Origin of the sequence: Allobosea sp. Tri-44 (assembly GCF_004123845.1) — a bacterium.
Taxonomy (GTDB): Bacteria; Pseudomonadota; Alphaproteobacteria; order Rhizobiales; family Beijerinckiaceae; genus Allobosea.
Window position 1 is genome coordinate 319,618 of sequence record NZ_NBDP01000030.1, and the last position, 23,883, is coordinate 343,500.

Annotated in this window: 22 protein-coding genes; 7 read left to right on the plus strand and 15 right to left on the minus strand. The window is 66.0% G+C overall.

Features of this window, described 5'->3' with window-relative positions; genetic code table 11:
* Window positions 1–51 precede the first annotated feature (51 nt).
* The 8 genes from B6S44_RS18000 to B6S44_RS18030 all read right to left on the minus strand — a co-directional run bounded on the left by B6S44_RS18000 (window position 52) and on the right by B6S44_RS18030 (window position 7,201).
* On the minus strand, window positions 52–1,338 hold the full coding sequence (locus tag B6S44_RS18000) for a DNA-packaging protein (protein ID WP_248309641.1): 1,287 nt from the start codon (window positions 1,336–1,338) through the stop codon (window positions 52–54).
* Window positions 1,289–1,696 (minus strand): hypothetical protein, encoded by a 408-nt coding sequence (locus B6S44_RS29425; protein WP_164985878.1) that lies wholly within the window; start codon window positions 1,694–1,696, stop codon window positions 1,289–1,291. The genes B6S44_RS18000 and B6S44_RS29425 overlap by 50 nt, the downstream gene beginning before the upstream one ends.
* A gap of 247 nt (window positions 1,697–1,943) precedes the next feature.
* Window positions 1,944–2,738 carry a hypothetical protein gene (locus tag B6S44_RS18005; protein ID WP_129158258.1) on the minus strand — a complete coding sequence of 265 codons (795 nt, stop codon included), beginning with the start codon at window positions 2,736–2,738 and terminating at the stop codon, window positions 1,944–1,946.
* Between the two features lie 194 nt (window positions 2,739–2,932).
* Entirely contained in the window at window positions 2,933–3,514 is a 582-nt protein-coding gene (locus B6S44_RS18010) for an LOG family protein (RefSeq protein WP_129158259.1), read from the minus strand.
* A complete protein-coding gene (locus B6S44_RS18015) occupies window positions 3,511–4,893 on the minus strand; it encodes a M20/M25/M40 family metallo-hydrolase (protein ID WP_129158260.1) in 1,383 nt (460 codons plus the stop codon). The genes B6S44_RS18010 and B6S44_RS18015 overlap by 4 nt, the downstream gene beginning before the upstream one ends.
* A gap of 99 nt (window positions 4,894–4,992) precedes the next feature.
* Entirely contained in the window at window positions 4,993–5,286 is a 294-nt protein-coding gene (locus B6S44_RS18020; protein ID WP_129158853.1) for a type II toxin-antitoxin system RelE/ParE family toxin, read from the minus strand.
* On the minus strand, window positions 5,286–5,591 hold the full coding sequence (locus B6S44_RS18025) for a type II toxin-antitoxin system RelB/DinJ family antitoxin (protein ID WP_129158261.1): 306 nt from the start codon (window positions 5,589–5,591) through the stop codon (window positions 5,286–5,288). The genes B6S44_RS18020 and B6S44_RS18025 overlap by 1 nt, the downstream gene beginning before the upstream one ends.
* A 71-nt stretch (window positions 5,592–5,662) precedes the next feature.
* Window positions 5,663–7,201: a helicase HerA-like domain-containing protein gene (locus B6S44_RS18030; protein WP_129158262.1), complete on the minus strand. Its 1,539-nt coding sequence runs from the start codon at window positions 7,199–7,201 to the stop codon at window positions 5,663–5,665.
* 151 nt (window positions 7,202–7,352) lie between these two features.
* On the opposite strand from B6S44_RS18030, the gene B6S44_RS18035 reads away from it, so the two are divergent.
* The 4 genes from B6S44_RS18035 to scpA all read left to right on the plus strand — a co-directional run bounded on the left by B6S44_RS18035 (window position 7,353) and on the right by scpA (window position 12,897).
* Window positions 7,353–7,739 (plus strand): DUF2267 domain-containing protein, encoded by a 387-nt coding sequence (locus tag B6S44_RS18035; protein WP_129158263.1) that lies wholly within the window; start codon window positions 7,353–7,355, stop codon window positions 7,737–7,739.
* A 246-nt stretch (window positions 7,740–7,985) separates the two neighbouring features.
* Window positions 7,986–9,911, plus strand: coding sequence for a methylmalonyl-CoA mutase subunit beta (locus tag B6S44_RS18040; protein WP_248309642.1), 1,926 nt, complete (start codon window positions 7,986–7,988; stop codon window positions 9,909–9,911).
* Window positions 9,908–10,735, plus strand: coding sequence for a bifunctional hydroxymethylpyrimidine kinase/phosphomethylpyrimidine kinase (thiD, locus tag B6S44_RS18045; RefSeq protein ID WP_282568195.1), 828 nt, complete (start codon window positions 9,908–9,910; stop codon window positions 10,733–10,735). Before B6S44_RS18040 ends, thiD begins: the two co-directional genes overlap by 4 nt.
* Entirely contained in the window at window positions 10,732–12,897 is a 2,166-nt protein-coding gene (gene scpA, locus B6S44_RS18050) for a methylmalonyl-CoA mutase (protein WP_129158265.1), read from the plus strand. The genes thiD and scpA overlap by 4 nt, the downstream gene beginning before the upstream one ends.
* Window positions 12,898–12,925: 28 nt before the next feature.
* On the opposite strand, the gene B6S44_RS18055 is transcribed toward scpA, so the two are convergent.
* From B6S44_RS18055 to B6S44_RS18075, 5 genes are all read right to left on the minus strand, one after another.
* Window positions 12,926–13,183 (minus strand): hypothetical protein, encoded by a 258-nt coding sequence (locus tag B6S44_RS18055; protein ID WP_129158266.1) that lies wholly within the window; start codon window positions 13,181–13,183, stop codon window positions 12,926–12,928.
* Window positions 13,184–13,289: 106 nt separating this feature from the next.
* Complete coding sequence (locus B6S44_RS18060; protein ID WP_129158267.1) at window positions 13,290–14,078, minus strand: ABC transporter permease; 789 nt, start codon at window positions 14,076–14,078, stop codon at window positions 13,290–13,292.
* Window positions 14,075–14,977, minus strand: coding sequence for an ABC transporter permease (locus B6S44_RS18065; protein ID WP_248309643.1), 903 nt, complete (start codon window positions 14,975–14,977; stop codon window positions 14,075–14,077). The genes B6S44_RS18060 and B6S44_RS18065 overlap by 4 nt, the downstream gene beginning before the upstream one ends.
* Window positions 14,974–16,161, minus strand: a complete 1,188-nt coding sequence (locus B6S44_RS18070) for an ABC transporter ATP-binding protein (protein ID WP_129158268.1) — start codon at window positions 16,159–16,161, stop codon at window positions 14,974–14,976. Before B6S44_RS18070 ends, B6S44_RS18065 begins: the two co-directional genes overlap by 4 nt.
* Window positions 16,158–17,252, minus strand: a complete 1,095-nt coding sequence (locus tag B6S44_RS18075) for a polyamine ABC transporter substrate-binding protein (protein WP_129158856.1) — start codon at window positions 17,250–17,252, stop codon at window positions 16,158–16,160. The genes B6S44_RS18070 and B6S44_RS18075 overlap by 4 nt, the downstream gene beginning before the upstream one ends.
* A gap of 433 nt (window positions 17,253–17,685) precedes the next feature.
* Between B6S44_RS18075 and B6S44_RS18080 the strand changes: the two genes are divergently transcribed.
* Entirely contained in the window at window positions 17,686–18,405 is a 720-nt protein-coding gene (locus B6S44_RS18080; RefSeq protein WP_349236378.1) for a DUF3750 domain-containing protein, read from the plus strand.
* 168 nt (window positions 18,406–18,573) lie between these two features.
* On the opposite strand, the gene B6S44_RS18085 is transcribed toward B6S44_RS18080, so the two are convergent.
* On the minus strand, window positions 18,574–19,371 hold the full coding sequence (locus B6S44_RS18085) for a lytic transglycosylase domain-containing protein (protein ID WP_129158857.1): 798 nt from the start codon (window positions 19,369–19,371) through the stop codon (window positions 18,574–18,576).
* A 41-nt stretch (window positions 19,372–19,412) separates the two neighbouring features.
* Entirely contained in the window at window positions 19,413–20,696 is a 1,284-nt protein-coding gene (locus B6S44_RS18090) for a cystathionine gamma-synthase family protein (protein ID WP_129158270.1), read from the minus strand.
* A gap of 138 nt (window positions 20,697–20,834) precedes the next feature.
* Between B6S44_RS18090 and B6S44_RS18095 the strand changes: the two genes are divergently transcribed.
* Together B6S44_RS18095 and B6S44_RS18100 are read left to right on the plus strand one after the other, a co-directional pair.
* Window positions 20,835–21,293, plus strand: coding sequence for an Lrp/AsnC family transcriptional regulator (locus tag B6S44_RS18095; RefSeq protein WP_129158271.1), 459 nt, complete (start codon window positions 20,835–20,837; stop codon window positions 21,291–21,293).
* 149 nt (window positions 21,294–21,442) lie between these two features.
* Complete coding sequence (locus B6S44_RS18100; RefSeq protein WP_129158272.1) at window positions 21,443–23,875, plus strand: penicillin acylase family protein; 2,433 nt, start codon at window positions 21,443–21,445, stop codon at window positions 23,873–23,875.
* Window positions 23,876–23,883 lie beyond the last annotated feature (8 nt).

The following is a 23,883-nucleotide window of genomic DNA, read 5'->3' on the forward strand; positions in this document are numbered from 1 at the left end:
TGGTCCTGAGATTCCCGGCTCCGCTTCGCGGTCCGGGAATGACGGCTGTCCTTAAAGCCCCCTCACCCGCGGCCGGCCCTTCGGCCCGAGCATCAGATGGGTCAGCGCCCAGACCAGCGCGTCGAGCCGGTCGGGCGAGCGGCCCGAGCTCAGCCCCGTCGGGCCGAAGTCGCACATCTCGTCCTCCAGCGCCGGAAAGGCGCCGGCATGGCGCACCCGGCCCTGCGCATAGAGCGCCGCCACCGGCTCGGCCCGCAGGAATTTTCCGCGCGAGGCCCTGACGGCCGTCACCGGCACCCCGGGATCGACCTCGCGGATGACGCTTGTCGCCATCTCGCCGCCCTGATTGACCTCGACGACGAGTGCATCGGCCTCCAGCCGGCGATAGAGCGCGACGGCCGCTTGCGCCCATTCATGCGGCTTGGCGCCGGCAAGCGTCGCATCCGCAAGGACATGGCCGATGCCGTCGCGATCGATCCCCGCCGCGACAAGTCCGCAACTGTCAGCCCGCTTCGACGAGGAGGCCGGCGGATCGACCGCCACGACGATCCGCGCCAGCGGCGGCGCCTCGCGCTCGCGGCACTCCTCGATCAGCGCCCGGCTCCAGAGTGCATCCGCGCTCTCCTCGACGATCTCGCCTTCGAGCTCCTGCCGGCCGAGCCGCGTGCCGCCATAGGCTTGGCTCACGCTGTCGAGAAAGCTCGGCGCCAGGTTGAAGCGATTGGCACTGGTCGCCGCCCGGCTGACGGCGACGCGCGGATCGTCGAGCAGCCGCTTGATCAGCGGCAGCGGGCGCGGCGTCGTCGTCACCACCTGGCGCGGCCGGTCGCCGAGCCTCAGGCCGAGTTGCAGCATATCCCAGGTCTCCTGAAGGTTCGGCCACTTCGCCAGCTCGTCGGACCAGGCGGCGCCGAATTGCGGCCCGCGCAGCCCTTCCGGATCCTCGGCAGTGAACACCTGCGCGATCGCGCCATTGCCCCATTCGAGCCGGCGCCGCGACGGCGACCAGACCGGCTTCTCCCAGCGATGATGGATCGCCAGCAGACCGGAGACGCCCTCGATCATCACGTCGCGAACCTGAGCCTGCGTCTCGCCGACAAGGGCGATGCGGCCGACGGGTTCGCTGGCGATCGGGGCGAGCCCGAGCGCCATGCCCTTGACCCACTCGGCGCCGGTCCGGGTCTTGCCGGCGCCACGACCACCAAGGACAAGCCAGGTCCACCAGGGCGGCAGGCGCCGGGATTTCTGGTCGGGCCGGCCGTAGAACGTCCACTCCTGCTCGACGAGCCTAACCAACTCGGGGGGCAGGCCCGGCAGCAGCTTGAGGAACAGTCTCACCTGCGTGATCGGCGATAAGGCGTTCCATGCGTCGTGCCAGCTCTCGCCGCAGTTCATCGACCCGGCGCAATCCTTCGGCGGGGCTGGGGTCATCCTCGGATTTTCCTCCCTCCCCCACTGCGGTAGAATCCAGCGCGACCAGCTCGCGCACGGTGCGAGCCAGCGTCGCCAGTGTCTTGGCGTCGGCCTCACTCGCGGCCGCGCCGGCCGGCAATTCGGCCAGATGCGCCTCATGCGCTTCGAGCTGGGTCTGCGCCGCCTTCCAGAGCTTGCCGATCACCGCCTTGCGGCCGCGCGGCGCAGACTTGCGCTTCGCCGCCGGCCGAGCCGGGGCGCTCTCGTCACTCTCGTCGGTCATCGGAAACCTCGGCTCAGCCCGGACATGCGAAAGCCGCCGGCTGGGCAGCGCGGCGGCTTCGTTCGTCTCAGGCGCAATTCGTGAGCGTTCCTGATCTCTACCCGATCAGCGTCACCATGTCAAGGATAAAATTCCTATCGCTATCGCGGCAAGGCGGGCAAGCGCATCGACGCATTGGAATAAATCTATATATTAGGGTACTAGCCTGATTTTGCCCGCTGTGTCGAACGAGGAATTCAGGCCGCGATTATTCAGCAGGAGCGGGTAGAAAGGTTTCTCGGAATGCTTGGATCGTCTCAGACACGGCCTCAGCGAAATTGACCAGCGTCTGCACGACAAGCTGTCCTGGCGGCAGGTCAGATTCAGCGAACACTATCTCAGCGGCAATTTCCGCATCGTCGTTTAGCTTAAAAGGTGTGACGAAACCAAGCTTAAAGATTGGCCCGGGCGTCTGGATGCTGCTGTAAGAGAGATCAATCACGCCTCCATCCTCGCTCGTGGCGACGAACTTGCCGAACCGAGCTATGCTGTACGTAGCAAGAAGCAGCCTGTGTTTATCGACGTTATTGAGCTTTCCAAGTACCCATAGTTTAAAGTTGCCAGTTTTATAAGGTTTTATAACGTCAATTATAAAAGCCTCGGCTTGTGGAAAGGCTTTCTTTATCGCAATTCTCTTGGAAACCAAATCAACAAGGTTCTCCTTTTCTTCGTGACTAGGGAACGTCGAGCGCCTATCGTTAGCATCGGGGTTGGCCTTCCGTTCTAGGGCGCTCCAAAGGTAATCCAGCCCGGAGCGCAGATTATGAACGGCGTCGCCGATTGCCAAAGGCAATGCACGAGGCAGACCTCCCCCAGCAGGGCCAATGTGCAACTGATATTGTCTTGTTTGAGTGTCGAGCTCGGACCGAACCACATAATTGGCCGGATCGATCATCCAGCGAGTGATCGCTTCAACATCGCTGATGTGCTGTTTGGCTCGTTCAACTTTCCACTCGGCCATTAGGCAGGAACAGGAAAGGTCCGATAATCCAGGATCCAACATGCCACCCGCCGCAATCCATCAAGGCCCAACAGCGAACCAGAGGCGATCGAAGCCGACAAGCCCCTGCTAGATGCTCAACCCAACTGAGACCGCAGGGGCAAGGTCGCCGACGCTATACCGCCAGATCGGCAAGCGGTAAGGAAGGTGCTCACGCTGAGGCGAGCGCCTAAACGGGCTGAGTAGACGGAGAGACCTCAAACCTCCGACTTCTCCACCCATTTGATCTGGGCCTGCGGCCTGTAGGCGTCCATCTTGTCGAGCAGCGCGCCGGGATCGGTCTCCATCATCGCCATGTCGCGATGGGCCTGCCACATGAAGCCGGCCTTGGTGGTGTTGTCGAGGAAGGCGAAGAGCGGGTCGTAGAAGCCGGCGATGTTGAGGAAGCCGAGCGGCTTGCCGTGGATGCCGAGCTGGCCCCAGGTCCAGATCTCGAAGATCTCCTCGAAGGTGCCGATGCCGCCGGACATGGCGATGAAGCCGTCGGAGAGCTCGGCCATGCGCGCCTTGCGGATGTGCATGGTCTCGACCACTTCGAGCCGGGTCAGCTTGTTATGGCCGACCTCCTTCTCGCGCAGCGCCCGCGGGATCACGCCATGGACCTCGCCGCCGGCTTCGAGCGCGGCATTGGCGACGATGCCCATCAGCCCGACGGCGCCGCCGCCATAGACCAGCGTCAGGCCGCGCCTGGCAATGGCCGTGCCCATGGCGCGGGCGCCCTCGGCATGGACGGGATCATGGCCCGGGCTCGAGCCGCAGAAGACACAGACGGATTTCATGAGGCGAGTGCTTGCAAGATGCGGGCCCAGGAGCGCTGGCCCTTGTGGAAGGAGGAGAGGTCGTACTTCTCGTTTGGCGAGTGGACGCGGTCGTCGTCGAGGCCGAAGCCGACGAAAAGGGTGTCGAGCCCGAGCGTGCGCTTGAAGTCGCCGCCGACAGGGATCGAGCCGCCACTGCCGATGCTGACGACGCGGCCACCCCATTCCTCGGCGAGTGCCTTGCGCGCCTTCTGCAGGACCGGGGAATCGACCGGCACGGCCAGCGCCGGCGAACCGGAATGGCCGATGAACTCGGCGGTCACATCCTCAGGCAGGCGTTCACGCACGAACTGGTGGAAGGCCGCGGCGATCTTGGCCGGGTCCTGGTCGCCGACGAGGCGGAACGAGACCTTGGCGGATGCCTTGGCGGCGATCACCGTCTTCGAGCCCTCTCCGGTATAGCCGCCCCAGATGCCGTTGACGTCGCAGGTCGGGCGCGACTGGATCTGCTCGATCAGCATACGGCCCTTCTCACCGACCGAGTGCTTCAGCCCGACCTGGCCGAGGAACTCCTTCTCGGTCAGGTTCAGGTCGGCCCATTCCGCCTTCTGCGCGTTCGTCGGCTCGTGCACGCCGTCATAGAAGCCGGGGATGGTGATCCGGCCGGCCTCGTCATGGATCTCGGCGACGATCTTGGTCAGCACATGGATCGGATTCGCGGCGGCGCCGCCGAACAAGCCCGAATGCAGGTCGCGGTCGGCCGCGGTCAGCCTGACCTCCTGATAGACCATGCCGCGCAGCGTCGAGGTGATCAGCGGCGTGACGCGGTCCCACATGCCGGTGTCGCAGACCAGCGCGAAATCGGCCTTCAGCTCGGCGGCGTTGGCCTTGATAAAGCCCGGCAGGTTGACCGAACCGGATTCCTCCTCACCTTCGACCAGGATGGTGAGGCCGATCGGCAGGTCGCCGGTCTCGGCGAGCGTCGCGCGGATCGCCTCGACGAAGGTCATGACTTGACCCTTGTCGTCGCAGGCGCCGCGGGCAAGGATCACTTTCCGCCCGGGCTCGATCTCCTTGACGGCCGGCTTGAACGGATCGTTGTCCCACAGCTCGAGCGGGTCGACCGGCTGGACGTCGTAATGGCCGTAGAACAGCGCATGCGGCGCGCCGGGCTTTGGCCGATGCGCGAGCACGACCGGATGACCGCCGGTCTCGCGCAATTCTGCCTTGAAGCCGAGCTCTTCCAGATCGGAGCGCAGCCATTCGGCCGCCTGGCGCGTCTGCTTATCGAAAGCCGGATCAGTCCCGATCGAGGGAATTTCGAGCCAGGAGGAGAGACGAGCCAGCGACGTGTCGACATCGGCGTCGAGGCGGGACAGGATGGCGGGAAGCTGGGACATGGGCGCTCACTGGAATCTGATTCCGGTGGCGCCATCATGCCCAGTCGCGCGCACGATGCCAGTCGTCCGGACGCACAGCAGCTTGCTTTGCGGCGGCGTCTACGCCTCGTCCATATCCTCCGGCCACATCCTTGCGCCGTGCAGGACACGAAGAATGCGAACCTTATCGCTCATCACCCCATAGATGGCGATATAAGGCGTGCGCGGAACGACCAGTTCGCGGGTGCCCGCGACCCTGCCGGGCCGGCCGCTTTCCGGAAACCGAAGGAGGCGATGCACAGCCGAGGCGATCCGCTCGTCGATTTCGGCAGCCACTTTCGGATTGTCGGCTTCGATGTAGCTGAAGATCTCGTCGCGATCGGCAAGAGCGAACGGCGACCAGACCACACGCATCATGCTTTTCCGCCGGCCTTGCGAAGGGCCGCAGCGCGGCGTTCGGTAAAGCGAGCCTCGGCATCGGCGTCCTCGATGTCGGGACGCTCATCCGCCAGCGCCTGCAGCACTTTCGCGCGGAACCAGGCGTCGTGCGCGTCACTATTGCTGACGAGTTCGAGCGGCAGAGCGCCTTCATTTGCCGTACGCGTCAGCAGAATGCGCACGGCGTCGGAGACGGTGAGACCCATGCCCTCCAGGACCGCGGTTGCGCGGTCCTTCACGTCGGCGTCGATCCGCGTCTGTACCAAGGCATTCGAAGCCATGACGATACTCCCTTCACAAGCACAATGTAATGCGCTTGAATGACAATCGCCAGACGCAATGCCAAACTTGGCTACCGCCGTCCGCCCGTGAGCGAGCCGAGCACACCGCGCAGGATGGCGGTACCGACCTGCCTGCCGATCGAGGTCGCGGCCGAGCGCGCCGCCGAGGTGATGATCTTTTCGGTCATGCTTTGCGGCAGGCGCCCGCCGCGGCTGCCGGGACCGGTCTTGGGACGCTCGCCACTGCCGCCGCCGAGCCAGCCGCCGATGGTGTCGAGGATGCCGCCGCCGCCTTCGGTCGAGGCCTCGACCAGCGAGCCGTCGGCATTCATCCCCTTGCGCTTCATCAGCGCCTCATAGGCCGAGTCCCGGTCGACCATCGTGTCGTATTTGCCGGTGAAGCCGGAGGCGCGCATGCACTGCGTCCGTTCCTGCGGCGTGATCGGGCCGACCTGCGCCATCGGCGGGGCGATCAGGCAGCGCTCGACCATGGTCGGCGAGCCCTTGCCTTCCAGCGTCGAGACCAGGGCCTCGCCGACGGCGAGCTGGGTGATCGCCTGCTCGGTGTTGATCTTCGGATTCTGGCGGAAGGTCTCGGCTGCGGCCCTGACCGCCTTCTGGTCGCGCGGGGTGAAGGCGCGCAAGGCGTGCTGGACGCGATTGCCGAGCTGGGCCAGCACGGTGTCGGGAATATCGAGCGGGTTCTGGGTGACGAAATAGACGCCGACGCCCTTGGAGCGGATCAGCCGCACCACCTGCTCGACCGCCGTCAGCAACGCCTTGGGCGCGCCGTTGAAGAGCAGATGTGCCTCGTCGAAGAAGAAGACGAGCTTGGGCTTGTCGAGGTCGCCGACCTCCGGCAGCTGCTCGAACAGCTCTGAGAGCAGCCAGAGCAGGAAGGTGGCGTAGAGCCGCGGATTGGCCATCAGCTTGTCGGCCGCCATGATGTTGACGATGCCGCGGCCGTCGCGGTCGGTCTTCATCAGGTCATTGATGTCGAGCGCCGGCTCCCCGAAGAACAGGTCGCCCTTCTGGTTCTCCAGCACGAGCAGAGCGCGCTGGATCGTGCCGACCGAAGCGGAGGTGACGTTGCCGTATTTGGTCGTCAGCTCCTGCGCGTTCTCGGCGATGAAGGCGAGGATCGCGCGCAGGTCCTTGAGGTCGAGCAGCAAGAGCTTCTGCTCGTCGGCGATGCGGAAGGCGATGTTGAGCACGCCTTCCTGGGTGTCGTTGAGGTCGAGCAGGCGCGCCAGCAGCAGCGGGCCCATCTCCGAAATCGTGGCGCGGACCGGATGGCCCTGCTCGCCGAACACATCCCAGAATACCGTGGTGAACTGGTCGGGCTCGTATTTGAGCCCGAGTTCCTCGGCGCGCTTGACGAAGGGCGGCTTGGAGTTGCCCGGCGCGGCGATGCCCGAGAGGTCGCCCTTGATGTCGGCAGCGAAGACCGGGACGCCGTGCTTGGCGAAGCCCTCCGCCAGCACCTGCAGCGTCACCGTCTTGCCGGTACCGGTCGCGCCGGTGACGAGGCCATGGCGGTTGGCGAGCTTGAGCAGCAGCACCTCCGGCTTCTCGCTCTTGCCGATCAGGATCGTGCCGTCATCCGCCATGGTCGCGCCTGTTCCGTTGCCATAAGGTCGTGGAAAGGGTGTAGCGAAACGAGAAGTTGGGCGGAAGCATGAAGATCGCTTCCACCCGAGATAGTTTATGTATAAACTATCTTCCGGAACGCCGGATGACTCGGCATGAGAGGACCGCACGATGGACGAACTGATCTCCCGCATCATGGCTGCTTCCGGCCTCGATGAGTCGCTGGCGAAAAAGGCGATCGGCATCATCCTCGCCTTCCTGCAGAAGGAAGGCCCCGCGGCCGAGATCGGCCAGCTGATGGGAGCGCTGCCTGGCGCCCAGGACCTCGCCAACGCCGAAGGTGGCGCCAAGGGCGGGCTGATGGGCGCGATCGGCGGTATGATGGGCGGTGGCGGCGGCGTGATGGCGCTCGGTGGCCAATTGATGGGCGCTGGCCTGTCGATGGGCCAGATCCAGACCGTATCGAAGGAGATGTTCGCGGTCGGCCGCGAGAAGGCGGGCGAGGACACGATGGGCGCGATCGTCGGCGCGATCCCGGGCCTCGGTCAGTTCGTCTGAGCCGACACATCCCTCTCCAGATTTTGGAACGCCGCCCTACCGGGCGGCGTTTTCGTTTGCAGGCATAGGAGTTCCTTGTCGCGCGGATAGGCATTTCGGCACGGCTTTCCGACCAACGGGGCATTTGCGTTCGCGCCGAGCCATGGCAATCAGGATTTCGCGGTTGCACAATGGGCCGCCCATTGGCGTGTGTTCCATCGCCTGACGGGAACGGCGGGAGGAATGCGTGCAAGGAGTTCGCTGCTGATGACCTCGACAGTCTTCGCCGACCTGCCCTTCATGGACGCCTTCCCCACACCGGGCGAAGCGCAGTGGCGCGCCGCGGTCGACAAGGTGCTGAAGGGCGCCGATTTCGAGAAGAAGCTGGTCGGGCGGACATCGGACGGCGTCCGTATCGAGCCGCTCTACGAGGCGGCAGCCGAGCAAAGCGCCCGACCGCTACGCGCAGAGGCCGGACGCTGGCGCGTCGCGGCGCGCGTCGATCACCCTGATGAGACCGAAGCTGCGAAGCTCGCACTCGCCGATCTCGAAGGGGGCGCCGACTCGCTGACCCTCAGCTTCGCCGGCGCTCCTGCGGCACGCGGTTTCGGGCTTGAGGCGAGCTCGGTCGAGGCGCTCGACGCTGTGCTCGACGGCGTGATGCTCGATCTGGTCAGGCTGCGCCTCGACCCGGCCCCCGGTGGCCGCAAGCAGGCGCTGCTACTGGCCGATCTCGCCGAGAAGCGCGGCCATGCGCCCTCCTCCCTCCAGATCGATTTCGGCATGGAGCCGATTGGCGTGCTCGCCAGTTCGGGCGCACTCGCGGTGCAATTGCCCGAGCTCGGCAAGCGCATCGCCGAGACGATCGGCACGCTGAAGGCGCGCGGCTTCACCGGCCCGTTCCTCGCCGCCGACGGCCGGATCTGGCATGAGGCCGGCGCGACCGAGGCGCAGGAACTCGGCGCCGTGCTGGCGACTGCAGTGACTTATCTGCGCCTGCTGGAGGCACAGGGCATCCCGCTCGCCGAAGCGCGCGACGCCATCTCCTTCACCCTCGTCGCCGATGCCGACGAATTCGTCACCGTCGCCAAGTTGCGGGCCGCGCGGCTGCTCTGGGACCGGGTGCAGCGCGCCTGCGGGCTCGATCCCAAGCCCGTTTTTATCCATGCCGAGACCGCCTGGCGCTCGCTGACCCGGCGCGATCCCTGGGTCAACCTGCTGCGCGGTACGATCGCCACCTTTTCGGCTGGCGTCGGCGGCGCAGATTCGATCAGCGTGCAGCCCTTCACCGCGGCGCTCGGCCTGCCCGACGGCTTCGCCCGCCGCATCGCCCGCAACACCCAGCTGATCCTGCTGGAGGAAGCCAATCTCTGGCGTGTCGCCGATCCGGCAGCTGGTGCGGGCGGATTCGAAGAATTGACGCAGGCGCTGTGCGAGCAGGGCTGGCGCAAATTCCAGGACCTGGAAGCGGAGAGCGCTGATGGCCTGACCGGCATCGTCGCCGCACTCGCCAACGGCCATGTCCAGATGGGTCTCGGACGCGAGCGGGCGACCCGCGCGAAAGCCATCGCGACCCGGCGCGAGCCGATCACGGGCACGAGCGAATTCCCGAACCTGTCGGAAGCGTCGGTGTCGGTGCTGGCGCCGCCTCCGGCCGCCATGCCGACCAGCGAAGCGGCTAGCGGCGCAATCACGGTCGAGGCACTGCCCAGCGTCCGCCTAGCCGAACCGTTCGAGGCGTTGCGCGCCAGCGCCGATATCGCCGAAGCCGCTGGCGAGCGGCCGAAAGCCTTCCTCGCCACGCTGGGGCCAATCGCCGGCTTCGCCGCACGCGCCGGCTTCGCCCGCAACCTGTTCGAGGCAGGGGGCATGGCTGCACCCTCCGGTGACGGCTTCGCCAAGGCCGGCGCGACCGATCTCGACACGCTCGTCGCAGCCTTCCGCGCTTCGGGGGCGAAGCTCGCCTGCCTTTGCGGCTCCGACGAGAGCTATGGGGCCGAGGTGGTCCCCGCCGCGAAAACACTGACGGCAGCAGGTGCGACGGTCTGGCTCGCCGGCCGTCCCGGCGAGCAGGAGGCGGCGCTGCGTGAGGCCGGTGTGACGAACTTCGTCTTCGCCGGCTGCGACGCCATCGCCGTGCTGCAGGATGCGCTCGCCGTCGCCATATCCCCTGTCAGCACCAGCAAGGGATAAGCATGCCGATCGCGCTCACCATTGCCGGCTCCGACTCCAGCGGCGGCGCCGGCATTCAGGCCGACCTCAAGACGTTCGCCGCGCATCAGGTCTATGGCGCCAGCGTCATCGTGGCGCTGACCGCACAGAACACCACCGCCGTGACCGCGATCCATCCGGTGCCGGCCGATTTCGTCGCCGCCCAGATCGACGCCGTCTTCGACGATCTCAAGGTCGATGCGGTCAAGATCGGCATGCTGGCCACGGCCGAGCTGATCGAGACCGTGGCGGACGGGCTCGAACGCCATAACGCAAAGAACATCGTGCTCGATCCGGTGATGATCGCGGCATCGGGCGGGCGGCTCTTACAGGAAGACGCGATTGAGGCGCTGAAGCGCCGCCTGCTGCCGCTCTGCACGATCGTGACGCCGAATCTGCCGGAGGCGGCCGCCCTGCTCGCAACCGCTATGGCGGAGACCGAAGACGCGGCCGCCGAGCAGGCGGAGGCATTGCTCGCATTCGGTCCGGCGAATGTCCTGGTCAAGGGCGGCCATGGCACCGGCGACGACAGCGTCGACATCCTGATTGGCAAGGACGGCCGGCGCGAGCTCCTGGTCGCGCCGCGCATCGCGACGCAGAACACTCACGGCACCGGCTGCACTTTGTCTTCGGCGATCGCCTCCGGCCTCGCCCACGGCATCGCGCTTAACGAAGCGGTGGTGCTGGCCAAGCGCTACATCTCTGCCGCAATCGCGGCCTCGGACGCGGTCAAGGTTGGCCGCGGCCACGGACCGGTGCATCATTTCCACCATTGGTGGGACAGGACAGACGGGAGCAAGCCATGACCGCGATCCCGGATTTCACGAAGCTCGCCTTCGCCGACACGGCGGGCGCCGCGGCCGCCCCACAGAGCGCGGGCGAGCTCTGGCAAACACCGGAGGACATCCCGGTCAAGCCGATTTACACGGCCGCGGATCGCGACGGCCTGCCCTTCGTCGATACCCTGCCCGGCATCGCGCCCTATCTGCGCGGCCCCTACCCGACCATGTACGTCAACCAGCCCTGGACGATCCGGCAATATGCCGGCTTCTCCACGGCCGAGGATTCGAACGCCTTCTATCGGCGCAACCTCGCTGCCGGCCAGAAGGGCCTTTCGGTCGCCTTCGATCTCGCGACCCATCGCGGCTATGACAGCGACCATCCGCGCGTCGGCGGCGATGTCGGCATGGCCGGCGTCGCGATCGACTCGATCTACGACATGCGCACGCTGTTCTCCGGCATCCCGCTCGACCAGATGAGCGTGTCGATGACGATGAACGGCGCCGTGCTGCCGGTGCTGGCGCTCTACATCGTCGCGGCGGAAGAACAGGGCGTGCCGGCGGCCAAGCTCTCGGGGACGATCCAGAACGACATCCTCAAGGAGTTCATGGTCCGCAACACCTATATCTACCCGCCCTCGCCCTCGATGCGGATCATCGGCGACATCTTCGCCTACACCTCGGCCAACATGCCGAAGTTCAACTCGATCTCGATCTCCGGCTACCACATGCAGGAGGCCGGGGCGACGCAGGACCTCGAGCTCGGCTACACGCTCGCCGACGGCGTCGAATACATCCGCGCCGGCCAGCAGGCGGGCCTCGGCGTCGACGTCTTCGCGCCGCGGCTCTCCTTCTTCTGGGCCATCGGCATGAACTTCTTCATGGAGGTGGCGAAGCTCAGGGCCGCCCGGCTGATCTGGGCCAAGCTCGTCAAGGATTTCGGGGCGCAGAACGAGAAGTCGCTCCCCTTACGCACCCATTGCCAGACCTCGGGCTGGTCGCTGACAGCGCAGGACGTGTTCAACAACGTGCCGCGCACGATGATCGAGGCGATGGCGGCGACGCAGGGGCACACCCAGTCGCTGCACACCAACGCGCTCGACGAGGCGCTGGCGCTGCCGACCGACTTCTCCGCCCGCATCGCCCGCAACACCCAGATCGTGCTGCAGCAGGAAAGCGGCACGACAAAGATCATCGACCCTTGGGGCGGCTCCTATTATGTCGAGCGCCTCACCGCCGAGCTCGCCGCCAAGGCCTGGGGCCACATCCAGGAGGTCGAGGCGCTGGGCGGCATGGCCAAAGCGATCGAGGCCGGCATCCCGAAGCTCCGGATCGAGGAAGCCGCGGCGAAGACGCAGGCGCGCATCGACGGCCGCCAGCAATCGATCATCGGCGTCAACATCTTCAAGCCCGACAACGAGGCGGCGATCGACGTGCTCAAGGTCGACAACGCCTCGGTCCGCGCCCAGCAGCTCGATAAGCTGAGACGCCTCAAGGCCGAGCGCAACGAGGCCGAGACGCAGGCAGCGCTGACCGCGCTGACCAACGGCGCGCAAGGCGACGGCAACCTGCTCGACCTTGCGGTCAAGGCGGCGCGGGCGAAGGCGACCGTCGGCGAAATCTCGATGGCGATGGAGCAGGTCTTCGGGCGTCACCGCGCGGAGATCAAGTCAATCTCGGGCGTCTACAAGCGGGAGGTCGGCGAGATGAACCCTGCCGTGACGCGCGTGCAGTTAATGTGCGAGGCCTTCGAGGAAGCGGACGGGCGCCGCCCGCGCATTCTCGTCGCCAAGATGGGCCAGGACGGCCACGATCGCGGCCAGAAGGTGATCGCCTCGGCCTTCGCCGATCTCGGCTTCGACGTCGATATCGGCCCGCTCTTCGCCACCCCGGACGAGGCGGCGCGCCAGGGCGTCGAGAACGACGTCCACATCGTCGGCGTCTCCTCGCTGGCAGCGGGCCATCTGACGCTGGTGCCGGAGCTCAAGGGGGCGCTCGCCAAAGCCGGCCGGCCCGACATCATGATCGTGGTCGGCGGCGTCATCCCGCCTCAGGACTTCGACGCCCTGATCGAGGCCGGCGCCAGCGCGATCTTCCCGCCCGGCACCGTCATCGCCGACGCCGCGGAGAAGCTCCTGGAAGAGCTCAACCAGCGGCTAGGATACGCGCAGAAAAGCGCGGCGGAGTGACCCGCCGCGCTGCGTCGACTTGCGAACTCTACCAGCCGCCGCGCCAGCGCTGGTAGTACCGCGGCGGCGGGGGCGGCGGGCCATAGAAGCGCGGGCCGTCATACTGGCGGCGCCAGCGGGGAACGCCCCAGTAGCCATAGGCTGGCGGCGCGCGCCAGCCATAGCCGGGACCGTCATAATAGGCCTGCTGGATCAGGACGCCGGCCTCGGCCTTGCTGGGTGATACCGCGCTGATCCCGAGCGCAGCGGCAGCGATAAGGCCGGCAGAAGCGAGGGTGCGGAACATCTTCATGTCTCCTCTTGCCGGAGCAGGAAGGCTTCCCGCTCTGGCAAGCACTCTCGCGCAACCAGGCTGAACCGGTTTTGAGCGCGACGTTCAGCAGGCGTTTAGGTCAGCGCCCCGCCAGTGCCTCGCGCTTCATCAGCAGGGAGGCGCCGATCACCGCGACCGCCACCGCCGCGATCATGATCGTGCAGGCGGCGTTGATCTCGGGCGTCACCCCGAGGCGAATGGCCGAATAGAGCCGCATCGGCAAGGTGGTAGCGCCCGGCCCGGTGGTGAAGCTGGCAATGACGAGATCGTCGAGCGAGAGCGTGAAGGCCAGCATCCAGGCGGCAGCAACCGCCGGCCAGATCAGCGGCAGCGTCACCGTCCTGAAGGTCTCCATCGGCGTCGCGCCGAGATCGCGCGCCGCTTCCTCCAATGAACGGTCGAAACCGGCGAGTCGCGCCTGCACAACGATGCAAGCGAAGCCGAGGCTGAAGGTCGCGTGGGCGATGACCACGGTCCAGTAGCCGCGCTCGACATCACCGGCGACGAAAAGCAGCAGCAGCGACAGGCCGGTGATCACCTCCGGCATCACCAAGGGCGCCATCACCATGCCGGAGAACAGCATTCGGCCGGCGAAGACGCGATAGCGCGCCAATGCCAATGCCGCGAGCGTCCCGAGCACTGTTGCTAGCGTCGCGGAGACCAGCGCGACGCGGATCGTCAGCCAGGCGGCGTCGAGCAGCGGCTGATTGCTGAAGAGCGTTCCGTACCAATGCGTCGAGAAGCCGCCCCAGACCGTCACCAGCCGCGAGGCATTGAAGGAATAGGCGACGAGCGCGACGATCGGCAGGTAAAGAAAGGCGAATCCGGCAATGAGCGCGGCGAGGTGGAAGGCTCCGAAGCGCCTCATTGGGTTGCTCCGCGCGCCCGCTGCAGCAGCATCAGCGGCAGGACCAGGACGACGAGCAGCACGATCGCCACCGCCGAGGCGAGCGGCCAGTCGCGGTTGGAGAAGAACTCGTTCCAGAGCACCTTGCCGACCATCAGCGTGTCGGAGCCGCCGAGCAGATCGGGGATGACGAACTCGCCGATCGCGGGGATGAAGACCAGCGCCGAGCCGGCGAGGATACCGGGGACCGAGAGCGGCAAGGTCACGGTCAGGAAAGTGGTCAGCGGCGTCGCGCCGAGGTCGGAGGCCGCTTCCAGCAAGGTGCCGTCGAGCTTCTGCAGGGTCGAGAACAGCGGCAGGACCATAAAGGGCAGGTAGGAGTAGACCATGCCGATCAGCACAGCGGCGTCGGTGTTGAGCAGGCGCAAGGGTTCGCTGGTGAGCCCGATGCCCATCAGCGCCATGTCGAGCAGGCCGTCCGGCCGCAGGATGCCGATCCAGGCGTAGACGCGGATCAGGAACGAGGTCCAGAACGGCAGGATGACGAGGACGAGCAGGATGCCCTGCCAGCGCTTCGGCGCCAGTGCCATCGCATAGGCGAGCGGATAGCCGATCGCGAGCGCGATCAGCGTGGTCAGCGCCGCGATGCGCAGCGAGGAGAGATAGCTTTGCCAATAGAGCGGGTCGTCGCCGAGCAGGCGGAAATTCTCGAAGTCGAGCGCGCTCAGGAACTCGCCGAGCTGGCTAAAGCCGGGAAAATGCGGTGCATAGGGCGGCTGGTCGGTCGCGGCGTCGGAGAGTGCGATCCTGAGCACGATGACGAAGGGTGCCAGGAAGAAGGCGATGAGCCAGAGATAGGGAATGGCCGCGACCAGCAAGCCGCGACCGGTCCCGCCGCTTCGGGAAGCCGGCGTGCTCACGACGCCAGCACCATGCCGGCCTCGACATCCCAGGAGAGCCAGACCCTGTCTTCCCAGGCGAAGGGGCGCTCGATGCGTCGCGTGCGGTTGGTCAGCGAGACCTTGAAGAGCTTGCCCTCGTCGCCGCCGACCATGACCTGGACCATGGTCATGTCACCGAGATAGCCGATGTCCCAGATCTCGCCGGCGACCTTGTTGACGCTCTGCTCCGGCTCGTCATGGCTGAGCGCGATCTTCTCGGGACGGAGGCCGATGGTAAGCGCATCGCCCGGCCGGCAGCTCGGCGCGTCCTCGTCGAGCTCGATCACGCCGACAGGCTGGTTCTCCAGCGTGACGAGATCGCCTTCGACGGCGGTGACCTTGCCCTCGATCAGATTGATATCGCCGACGAACTCCGCGACGAAGCGGCTGGCCGGCGCCTCGTAGATCAGGTCGGGTGGCGCGATCTGGAGCAGCCGGCCATGGTCCATCACCGCCATGCGGTCGGCCATGGTCATGGCCTCGTCCTGGTCGTGCGTGACGACCATGAAGGTCAGGCCGAGATCGGCCTGCAGGTCCATCAGCTCGTATTGGGTCTCCTCGCGCAGCTTCCTGTCGAGCGCGCCAAGCGGCTCGTCGAGCAGGAGGAGCTTTGGCTGCTTGACGAGGGCGCGAGCAAGCGCGACGCGCTGACGCTGGCCGCCGGAAAGCTGGTCCGGCCGGCGCTTCTCCATGCCCTTGAGGCGGACGCGCCCAAGCATCGCATCAACGCGCGCGGCGATCTCCGCCTTCGGCAGGCCCTCGCGTTTGAGCCCATAGGCGATGTTGTCGCCGACGCTCAGATGCGGGAACAGCGCATAGGACTGGAACATCATGTTGACCGGCCGCCGATGCGGCGGCACGGCGGTGATGTCGACGCCGTCGAGCAGGATCTCGCCCTCGTCGGGCCGCTCGAAGCCGGCGAGCATGCGCATCAGCGTGGTCTTGCCGCAGCCGGATGGCCCGAGCAGCGCGAAGAACTCGCGTTGGTGGATCGAAAGCGAGAGCCGATCCACCGCCACCACCGCGCCGAAGCGCTTGGTCACATTGCGGAATTCGACCAGCGGCTTGGCGGAGGGGTCGTTCCAGGGCTGGAAGTCGCGCCGGACGCTGCCGGGCGAGGCGCGTCTTCCACCCGCCTCCGTCCGGCTAGGGTCCCTGTTCACCTGCCACTCTTGACGCGGGTCCACAGCCGGTTGACCACCCGCTGCGTCTTCTGGTCGTAGGGCGTGATCGTGTAGAGCCGGCCCATCACCGCATCCGGCGGATAGATGCCCGGATTGTCGCGGACCTCGGCCGAAAGCAGCGGCTTGGAGGCAATGTTGCCGTTGGCGTACTGGATGAAGTCCGAGTTCTTCGCCGCCATGTCGGCACGGTTGACGAAGTCGATGAACTTCAGCGCCGCGTCCTGGTTGCCGGCATCCTTCGGGATGACGAAGGAATCGAACCACATCAACGCGCCTTCCTTCGGGATCGCATAGGCGATCTCGACCTTGTTCTTGGCTTCGCTGGCGCGCTTCCTGGCCTGCAGCACGTCGCCGGAATAGCCCACCGCCAGGCAGATATCGCCGTTGGCGAGCGCGTTGATGTATTCTGACGAGTGGAATTTCTGGATGTGCGGCCGGATCTTGCGCAGCAGTTCGCCGGCCTTGTTGAGGTCGGCCTCGTTCTTCGAGTCGGGGTCGAGCCCGAGATAGCGCAGCGCCGCCGGGAACATCTCCTCGACCGCGTCGAGCACGTGCACGCCGCAATTGGAGAGCTTCTTCAGCTTTTCGGTATCGAAGATGACGTTCCAGCTGTCGATCACGGCGTCGTTGCCGAGCCGCTCCTTCACCTTGGCGACGTTGTAGCCGATCCCGGTGGTGCCCCACATGTAGTTCACGGCGAACTTGTTGCCGGGATCGTATTTCGCCAAGCGCTTCTGGATCTCGGACCAGGCATTCTTGAGGTTCGGCACCTTGGCGGTGTCGACCGGCGTATAAAGACCGAGCGGGATATGCCTCGGCAGGAAGGAGGCTGTTACGACGACGAGGTCGTAGCCGGTCTTGCCGGCCAGTAGCTTGGTCTCGACCGTCTCCATCTGGTCGAAGGTGTCGTAGACGACGGTGATGCCGGTCTCTTTCTTGAAGGCGTCGAGCACCTCAGGATTGACGTAGTCCGACCAGTTGAAGATGCGCAGTTCCTTGTTGTCCTGCGCTCCTGCCGGACCGGCTGCGAGAGCGAGCCCGAAAGCCGCCGCAGCGGCCAACCCATGCATAACCGACGTCAAAGTGCGCAATCTGCCCCTCCTCTAGATTTCGCGCCGGCAAGTTAGAGGCTGTTAGCGTCCTTGGATAGGGTTTGGGTGAGGTCAAACCGTCCGAATGCCAGGAGCATTGCGCCGCCGATACCGCTGGTATCGGCAAGCGATGCGACGCAGCAGTCGGCCGGTTTCACCTCACCGCGCAGCGGCGTGGCACTTTTGCCCGATTGCGGCGTCGCTCGTCACGACCAAGCCGGAAGGCTTGGCCGCACCAAGCTCCTGGCACTCGGGCAAAATCGCCGACGCCCAAACCCTATCCAAGGACGCTAACAGCCTCTCGCAGCTTGCGGCCAAGCCTCAACCTCGATTTCGTGATTGGCGATGCTCCGTCGCGCCTTGTGGCACAGGTGCCGCGCCACCTATTTTCTGACGAGACATGATCCGACGCTTGCTCCTCCTCTTCACGGTGGTCTTCCTCCTGCCCCTCGGCACGCACGCCGCGTGGTGGCAATGGCAACCGCTCGCGTCCGACTGGGCACGTGCCGACTGGTCGAGCGCCGCGCTCCTGCCCGCCCCCAGCATCGAGCCGGAAGCGACCGTCCACGTCTTCGCCGCCCGCGTCGGCCGCTGGCGCGGCGTCTTCGCACATCATTCCTGGGTGGTGGTGAAGGAGGCGAACGCTTCGGCCTATACGCGCTTCGACGTCGTCGGCTGGGGCAACCCGGTGCGCGTGAACGTCCGCGTCGCCGACGGGCGCTGGTATGGCAACGTCCCGGAGCTGGTCGGCGAGATCAGGGGGCAGGCTGCTGAGGCGCTGATCCCGCGCATCCGCGAGGCTGTGAAGAGCTACAGCTACAGCGCGAATGGCTCCTATGCGGCCTGGCCGGGGCCGAACTCGAACAGCTTCGTCCAGCACGTCCTCGCCGAAGTTCCGGAGCTCGGCCGCGCCCTGCCACCGACCGCGATCGGCAAGGACTGGCGCGGCGACGGCCTCTACGCCGGCTGGACGCCGAGCCGAACCGGTTTGCAGGCCTCGCTCTACGGGCTTTTCGGTGTCACGCTGGGTTGGGTCGAGGGCGTCGAGGTCAACCTGCTCGGGCTGGTGGCAGGCTTCGACCTGCAGCGACCGGCGCTGAAACTGCCGGGCTGGGGGCGGGTGGGATTATAGCGCCCCGCAACGGCTTCGCGATCTAAACGCGAGTCGTCCCGGGCGACCGCAGGGAGACACGGGACCCATTCCGGAACCGCACCGAGAAGTGTTCCGGAATGGATCCCGGATCAGCCCCGCTTCGCGGCTTGTCCGGGATGACCAATGTCGAAAGCCGCAGCAGATCGCTCAATTCCGCAGCACCAGACACGCACCGCCCGCCTGCCGCAGGCGATTGCAGCTCATCGTCGCCTCGCGCAGGCTCTGTGCCGGCAACCTGACCCGGTAGAAGCGGCCCCTGCCCCGTCCCGCCACGGCCGATCCCAGGATCATGGTCGGCTTGCCTGAGAGCAGCGAGGCGAAGCGTGCGGCGACGCGCTGATAGGAGGCGATGGCGCGCGCCTTCGAGGTATTGCCCGCAAGCTGCACCCCGAACGGTCCATACGCGCCCTCGACCAGCACGGCCGGCGTGGTGATGCGGATCGAAGCGACGGTGGCGAGGCAATCTGTCTCCTCCCGCGTCGCCGGCGGCGGAAGCTCGCCCGCGCCCAGCCGCCATTCCTCGACCGGGCGGCCAGTGATGAAGCGGACATAGGCCTGCGTTTCATAGGGCAGCATGCCGCCACGCTCGACCCAGCGCGCGACGCGGTTCGGCCCGCCATTATAGGCCGCGGCGGCGAGGCCGAGATTGCCGAACTGGTTCTTCAAGGCTGCAAGGAAGGCGGCCGAATGCGGGATCGCCGCCTCGGGATCGAACGGATCGGCGAGGCCGCGCTCATTCGCCGTCCCCGGCATGAACTGGGCAATGCCCTGTGCCCCGGCCGGGCTGACGACATGCGGCCGGAAGCTGCTTTCGCGCCAGATCAGCCGGGTGAGGAAGGCGACCGGCAGATCGTGGGTCTTCGCTGCACCTTCGATCAATCGGCAGATGGTCTGCGCCACGCTCTCGGTCTGTGGCTCCGCGCAAGCCGGACCGACCGAGAGCATGGCGGCGAGCGCCGCGACGACGATGCGGCGCCGCCCTGCCCTCACGCGGCTTCGAGCGCCTGGGCGAGATCGGAGATCAGATCCTCGATGTTCTCGATGCCGACCGAGATGCGGATCAGCGCATCGGTGAGGCCGATCTCCTCGCGCAACTCGCGGGCGACGCCAGAATGGGTCATCGCGGCGGGGTGCGAGACCAGCGTCTCGGTACCGCCGAGGCTGACCGCGAGCTTCATGATCTGGAGGTTGTCCAGCACGGCGAAGGCTTCCTTCTCGCCACCCTTGACGTCGAAAGCGAAGGTCGAGCCGGGGGCGCTGCACTGGCGATCGAAGACCGGCTTGCGCGGGTCGCCATCCTGGAGATTGCCGAGATAGTGCACCTTGGCGATCTTCGGGTGAGCGGCGAGATAGTCGGCGACCTTGCGGCCGTTCTCGTTCGAGCGGCTCATGCGGATGTCCAGCGTTTCGAGCGAGCGCATCAACATCCAGCAGGAGTTCGGATCGAGCTGCGTGCCGAGCGAGCCACGCCAGGCCTTGACCTGCCGCACCAGCTTTTCCGAGCCGCTGATCGAGCCGCCGACGAGATCGCTATGACCGCCGACATATTTGGTCAGCGACAGCAGGCTGAGATCGGCGCCGTGCTTCAGCGGCTTCTGGAACATCGGCCCCAGCATGGTGTTGTCGACGACTACCGGAGGGCGATGGCCCTGCGACTTTTCCAGTTCGTCGGCGATCGCGGCGCAGGCGGCGAGATCGACCAGACCGTTGGTCGGGTTGGCCGGCGTCTCGACCAGGATCATCGCGACCCGGCCCTTGGCGGCGGCGGCCTCGGCGACCGCCCGCATCTGGGCGATGTCGATGCCGTCGGTGAAGCCGAAGGGCGTGACGCCGAAGGCACCCATCTGGTTCTTCAGCAATGTCTCAGTGCCGCCATAGAGCGGGCGGCTGTGGATGATGGTGTCGCCCGGCCGCAGGAATGCGAAGCAGGTCGTCGCGATCGCCGCCATGCCGCTGGCGAAGACGGCGCACTTCTCGGCCTCGTCCCAGATCGCCAGGCGATCCTCGAGGATCTCCATGTTGGGATGGTTGAAGCGCGAATAGACCAGCCCCGACTTCTCGCCCGGCTTGAGCTGGCGGCGCCCCGCGGTGAGGTCGAAGAAGTCCTTGCCCTGCTGGGCGTTCTCGAAAACGAAGGTTGAGGTCAGGAAGACCGGCGGCTTGAGCGACCCTTCCGACATGGCGGGGGAATAACCGAAGCCCATCATCAGGGTCTCGGGGTGGAGCCGGCGATTGGCAATCCGGTCCTTGTGGTAGTTGTCGTCGCTCATGATTGCCTCCTCGCCGACCAGCACGGCCTTGCGACGCGAGCCTAGGACGATCCTAAGGCCATTGCATGAACGATCACCCGTGCTCTAGAGCAAGTTTTTGCAGCTTCCTGCTCGATTGAAAGCCCGGAGGAGCAGATCATGCTCGATACGATCGACCGCCGCATGCTGGCATTGCTGCAGGAGGATGGCCGCATCACCAATCAGGACCTGTCCGAGAAGGTCGGCCTGTCGCCGACGCCCTGCCTGCGCCGACTGAAGCGGCTGGAGGAAACCGGCGTCATCAGGAGCTATTCGGCGATCGTCGACCCGAAAGCCTATGGCTTGCCCTTCAGCGTCTTCGTCTCGGTGCGGCTCAGCCAGCAAAACCAGGAGCACATCGCCGAGTTCGAGAAGGCGATCGAAAACTGGCCCGAAGTAGCGGAATGCTACCTGATGACCGGCAGCCAGGACTATCTGCTGCGCGTGCTGACCGACGGCATCGAGGGCTATGAGCGCTTCCTGAAGCAGAAGATGACGCGGCTGAAATGCGTCCAGTCGGTCGAATCCAACTTCGCGCTGGCGACGATCAAGAAGCGCGTCGGCCTGCCGCCGCTGTAACCCGGCCACCCGCGCAAGGAACGCACCGCCCCCAACATGCCGGCACGGCAAGGCTGCCATGTGGCTGCTAGCAGTGCCCGCCGAGCAGCCTGCTCCTAAGCTCCCCCGGCAAGGCCTGTCGCCAAAGACGGGCCGCACGGAGGAACACCATGAGCAGAGCACTTCGCGCCGGCGGCGCAGCGTCGCTGTTTGCCATTGCCACCGTCCTGATCCCCGCATCCCTGCCCGCACGGGCCGAGCTTTCGAGCGCAGTCAAGCGCTCGGAGCAGGCCGTCGCCGGGTTGCAGGGGCCAGCGGAGCTCATCCTCGATCAGTGGGGCGTGGCGCACATCTACGCAGCCTCCACCCGCGACGCGCTGTTCCTGCAGGGCTACAATGCGGCGCGCGACCGGCTCTGGCAGATCGATCTCTGGCGCAAGCGCGGCCTTGGGCTCCTCGCGAAGGATTTCGGCCCGTCCTATGTCGCGCAGGACCGCGCCGCCCGGCTCTTCCTCTATCGCGGCGAGATGGACAAGGAATGGGCCGCCTATGGCCCCGATGCGAAGGCCTATACCGACGCCTTCGTCGCCGGAATCAATGCGCGTGTCGATGAGGTGCGGGCGGGCAAGCAGTCACTACCGCTCGATTTCCGCGTCTCCGGCACCTTGCCGGATCGCTGGAGCGCCGAGGACGTGGTGCGCATCCGTAGCCATGGCCTGACTCGCAACGTGATGTCCGAGGTCGTGCGCGCCCGTGTCGCCTGCGCCGCCGGGATCGAGGCCGATCGCTTCCGGCGCGTGCTGGAGCCGAGCGTGAAGACCAAGGTGCCGGACGGGCTCGACCCCTGCGCGATCAAGCCTGACATCCTCGACGACTACAATCTCGCGACCCGTGACGTCACCTTCGCCGCCCCAGGCGAGAAGCGCGCCGCGCTCGACCGCGACGCCATCTTCGCCGCAGCCGGCGACAGCATCTCGACCATCGGCTCAAACAATTGGACGATAGCCGCGAGCCGCACCGCGACCGGCCGCCCGATCCTCGCCAACGATCCCCACCGCGCCCATGGCGTGCCGTCGCTGCGCTATGTCGTGCATCTCAATGCGCCGGGCCTGTCGGTGATCGGTGGCGGCGAGCCCGCCTTGCCGGGCATCTCGATCGGTCACAACGGCGAGATCGCCTTCGGGCTGACAATCTTCGCGATCGATCAGGAGGACCTCTACGTCTACGAGACCAACCCGGCCAACCCGAACCAGTATCGCTATAGCGGCGGCTGGGAGGAGATGCGCTCCGTCAACGACACCATAGAGGTCAAGGGCGAGGCGCCGCGCCAGGTCGAACTCAAATTCACCCGCCACGGCCCAATCATGAAGACAGAGCCGGACGAGAAGCGCGCCTTCGCGATCCGCACCGTCTGGTTCGAGCCGGGAACCTCGGCCTATTTCAACTCGGCGGAATACATGACGGCGAAGGACTGGGCCGGCTTCAAGAAGGCGATGGCGGAATGGGGGGCGCCGTCCGAAAACCAGGTCTACGCCGACAACAAGGGCAATATCGGCTGGATCGTCGGCGGGCGCGCGCCGCAGCGGCCGAACCATGACGGCCTGATGCCGGTGCCCGGCGATGGCCGCTATGAATGGACCGGTTTCATGAAGGCCGGCGAATTGCCCGAGGTCTACAATCCGACCGAGGGCTTCTTCGCCACCGCCAACGAGATGAACATCCCGAAGGATCACCCACTTCTCGCCAAGCGCATCGGCTTCGAATGGTCCGATCCCTCCCGGATCAACCGGATCAAGGCCGTGCTCGGCACGAAAAACAAGGTGACGCTGGCGGATGCAATGGCCCTGCAGAACGACGACAGCTCGGACAACGGCCGCAAGCTAGCCGCGCTGCTGGCGCCGCTGTCCTCGGACGATCCAACCACCGCCGAGGGCCTGAAACTGATCAAGGGCTGGAATCACGAGACGGCTGTCGACAGCGCCGCCGCTGCATTGTCCGAGGTCTGGATGAGCAAGCATCTCGGCCGCGCGCTGACGGCGAAGGCCGTGCCGGAAAAGGCACGCGGCGTGATCGGCCCACTCGATGTGGCGGCGGTCGTCGCCTATCTGCAATCCCCCGACAGTGCTCTCGGCGCCGACTCGAAGGCAGCGCGCGATGCGCTGCTGCTCGAGACGCTGAAAGCGGCGATGGAGGAGTTGCGCCAAGCGCTAGGCCCAGACGTTGCGAGCTGGAATTGGGGCAAGATCCACCACGCCCAGTTCGACCATGCACTCTCGCCCCTCGCCGGCGGCCCAGACCGCGCTCAGCTCAATGTCGGCCGGCTCGCCATGGGCGGCTCGGCCTTCAGCCCGCGCGCGGCCTCCTATCGGACCTCCGACTTCAGGGTCACGGCCGGCGCCTCGTTCCGCATGGTGCTGGATGTCGGCAAGTGGGACGAGAGCCGCTTCATTAATACGCCCGGGCAATCGGGGGACACCTACAGCCCGCATTATCGCGATCTCGCGCCGCTCTGGGCCGCCGGCGACTATGCGCCGCTGCTCTATTCGCGAGAGGCGATCGAGAAGGCGGCGCGTTCCGTCATCGCGCTCAAGCCGGCTGGCTGATCGGGATA

Excerpts from the sequence above, each read along its gene's own strand:
- B6S44_RS18100 (WP_129158272.1), top strand. The coding sequence starts at position 21,443 with ATGAGCAGAGCACTTCGCGCCGGCGGCGCAGCGTCGCTGTTTGCCATT.
- B6S44_RS18020 (WP_129158853.1), bottom strand. The coding sequence starts at position 5,286 with ATGCGTGTGGTCTGGTCGCCGTTCGCTCTTGCCGATCGCGACGAGATC.
- B6S44_RS18035 (WP_129158263.1), top strand. The coding sequence starts at position 7,353 with ATGGACGAACTGATCTCCCGCATCATGGCTGCTTCCGGCCTCGATGAG.
- B6S44_RS18040 (WP_248309642.1), top strand. The coding sequence starts at position 7,986 with ATGACCTCGACAGTCTTCGCCGACCTGCCCTTCATGGACGCCTTCCCC.
- B6S44_RS18055 (WP_129158266.1), bottom strand. The coding sequence starts at position 13,183 with ATGTTCCGCACCCTCGCTTCTGCCGGCCTTATCGCTGCCGCTGCGCTC.
- B6S44_RS18030 (WP_129158262.1), bottom strand. The coding sequence starts at position 7,201 with ATGGCGGATGACGGCACGATCCTGATCGGCAAGAGCGAGAAGCCGGAG.
- B6S44_RS18075 (WP_129158856.1), bottom strand. The coding sequence starts at position 17,252 with ATGCATGGGTTGGCCGCTGCGGCGGCTTTCGGGCTCGCTCTCGCAGCC.
- B6S44_RS18010 (WP_129158259.1), bottom strand. The coding sequence starts at position 3,514 with ATGAAATCCGTCTGTGTCTTCTGCGGCTCGAGCCCGGGCCATGATCCC.
- B6S44_RS18060 (WP_129158267.1), bottom strand. The coding sequence starts at position 14,078 with ATGAGGCGCTTCGGAGCCTTCCACCTCGCCGCGCTCATTGCCGGATTC.
- B6S44_RS18025 (WP_129158261.1), bottom strand. The coding sequence starts at position 5,591 with ATGGCTTCGAATGCCTTGGTACAGACGCGGATCGACGCCGACGTGAAG.
- B6S44_RS18005 (WP_129158258.1), bottom strand. The coding sequence starts at position 2,738 with ATGTTGGATCCTGGATTATCGGACCTTTCCTGTTCCTGCCTAATGGCC.
- B6S44_RS18090 (WP_129158270.1), bottom strand. The coding sequence starts at position 20,696 with ATGAGCGACGACAACTACCACAAGGACCGGATTGCCAATCGCCGGCTC.
- B6S44_RS18085 (WP_129158857.1), bottom strand. The coding sequence starts at position 19,371 with ATGCTCTCGGTCGGTCCGGCTTGCGCGGAGCCACAGACCGAGAGCGTG.
- B6S44_RS29425 (WP_164985878.1), bottom strand. The coding sequence starts at position 1,696 with ATGACCGACGAGAGTGACGAGAGCGCCCCGGCTCGGCCGGCGGCGAAG.
- scpA (WP_129158265.1), top strand. The coding sequence starts at position 10,732 with ATGACCGCGATCCCGGATTTCACGAAGCTCGCCTTCGCCGACACGGCG.
- B6S44_RS18095 (WP_129158271.1), top strand. The coding sequence starts at position 20,835 with ATGCTCGATACGATCGACCGCCGCATGCTGGCATTGCTGCAGGAGGAT.
- B6S44_RS18015 (WP_129158260.1), bottom strand. The coding sequence starts at position 4,893 with ATGTCCCAGCTTCCCGCCATCCTGTCCCGCCTCGACGCCGATGTCGAC.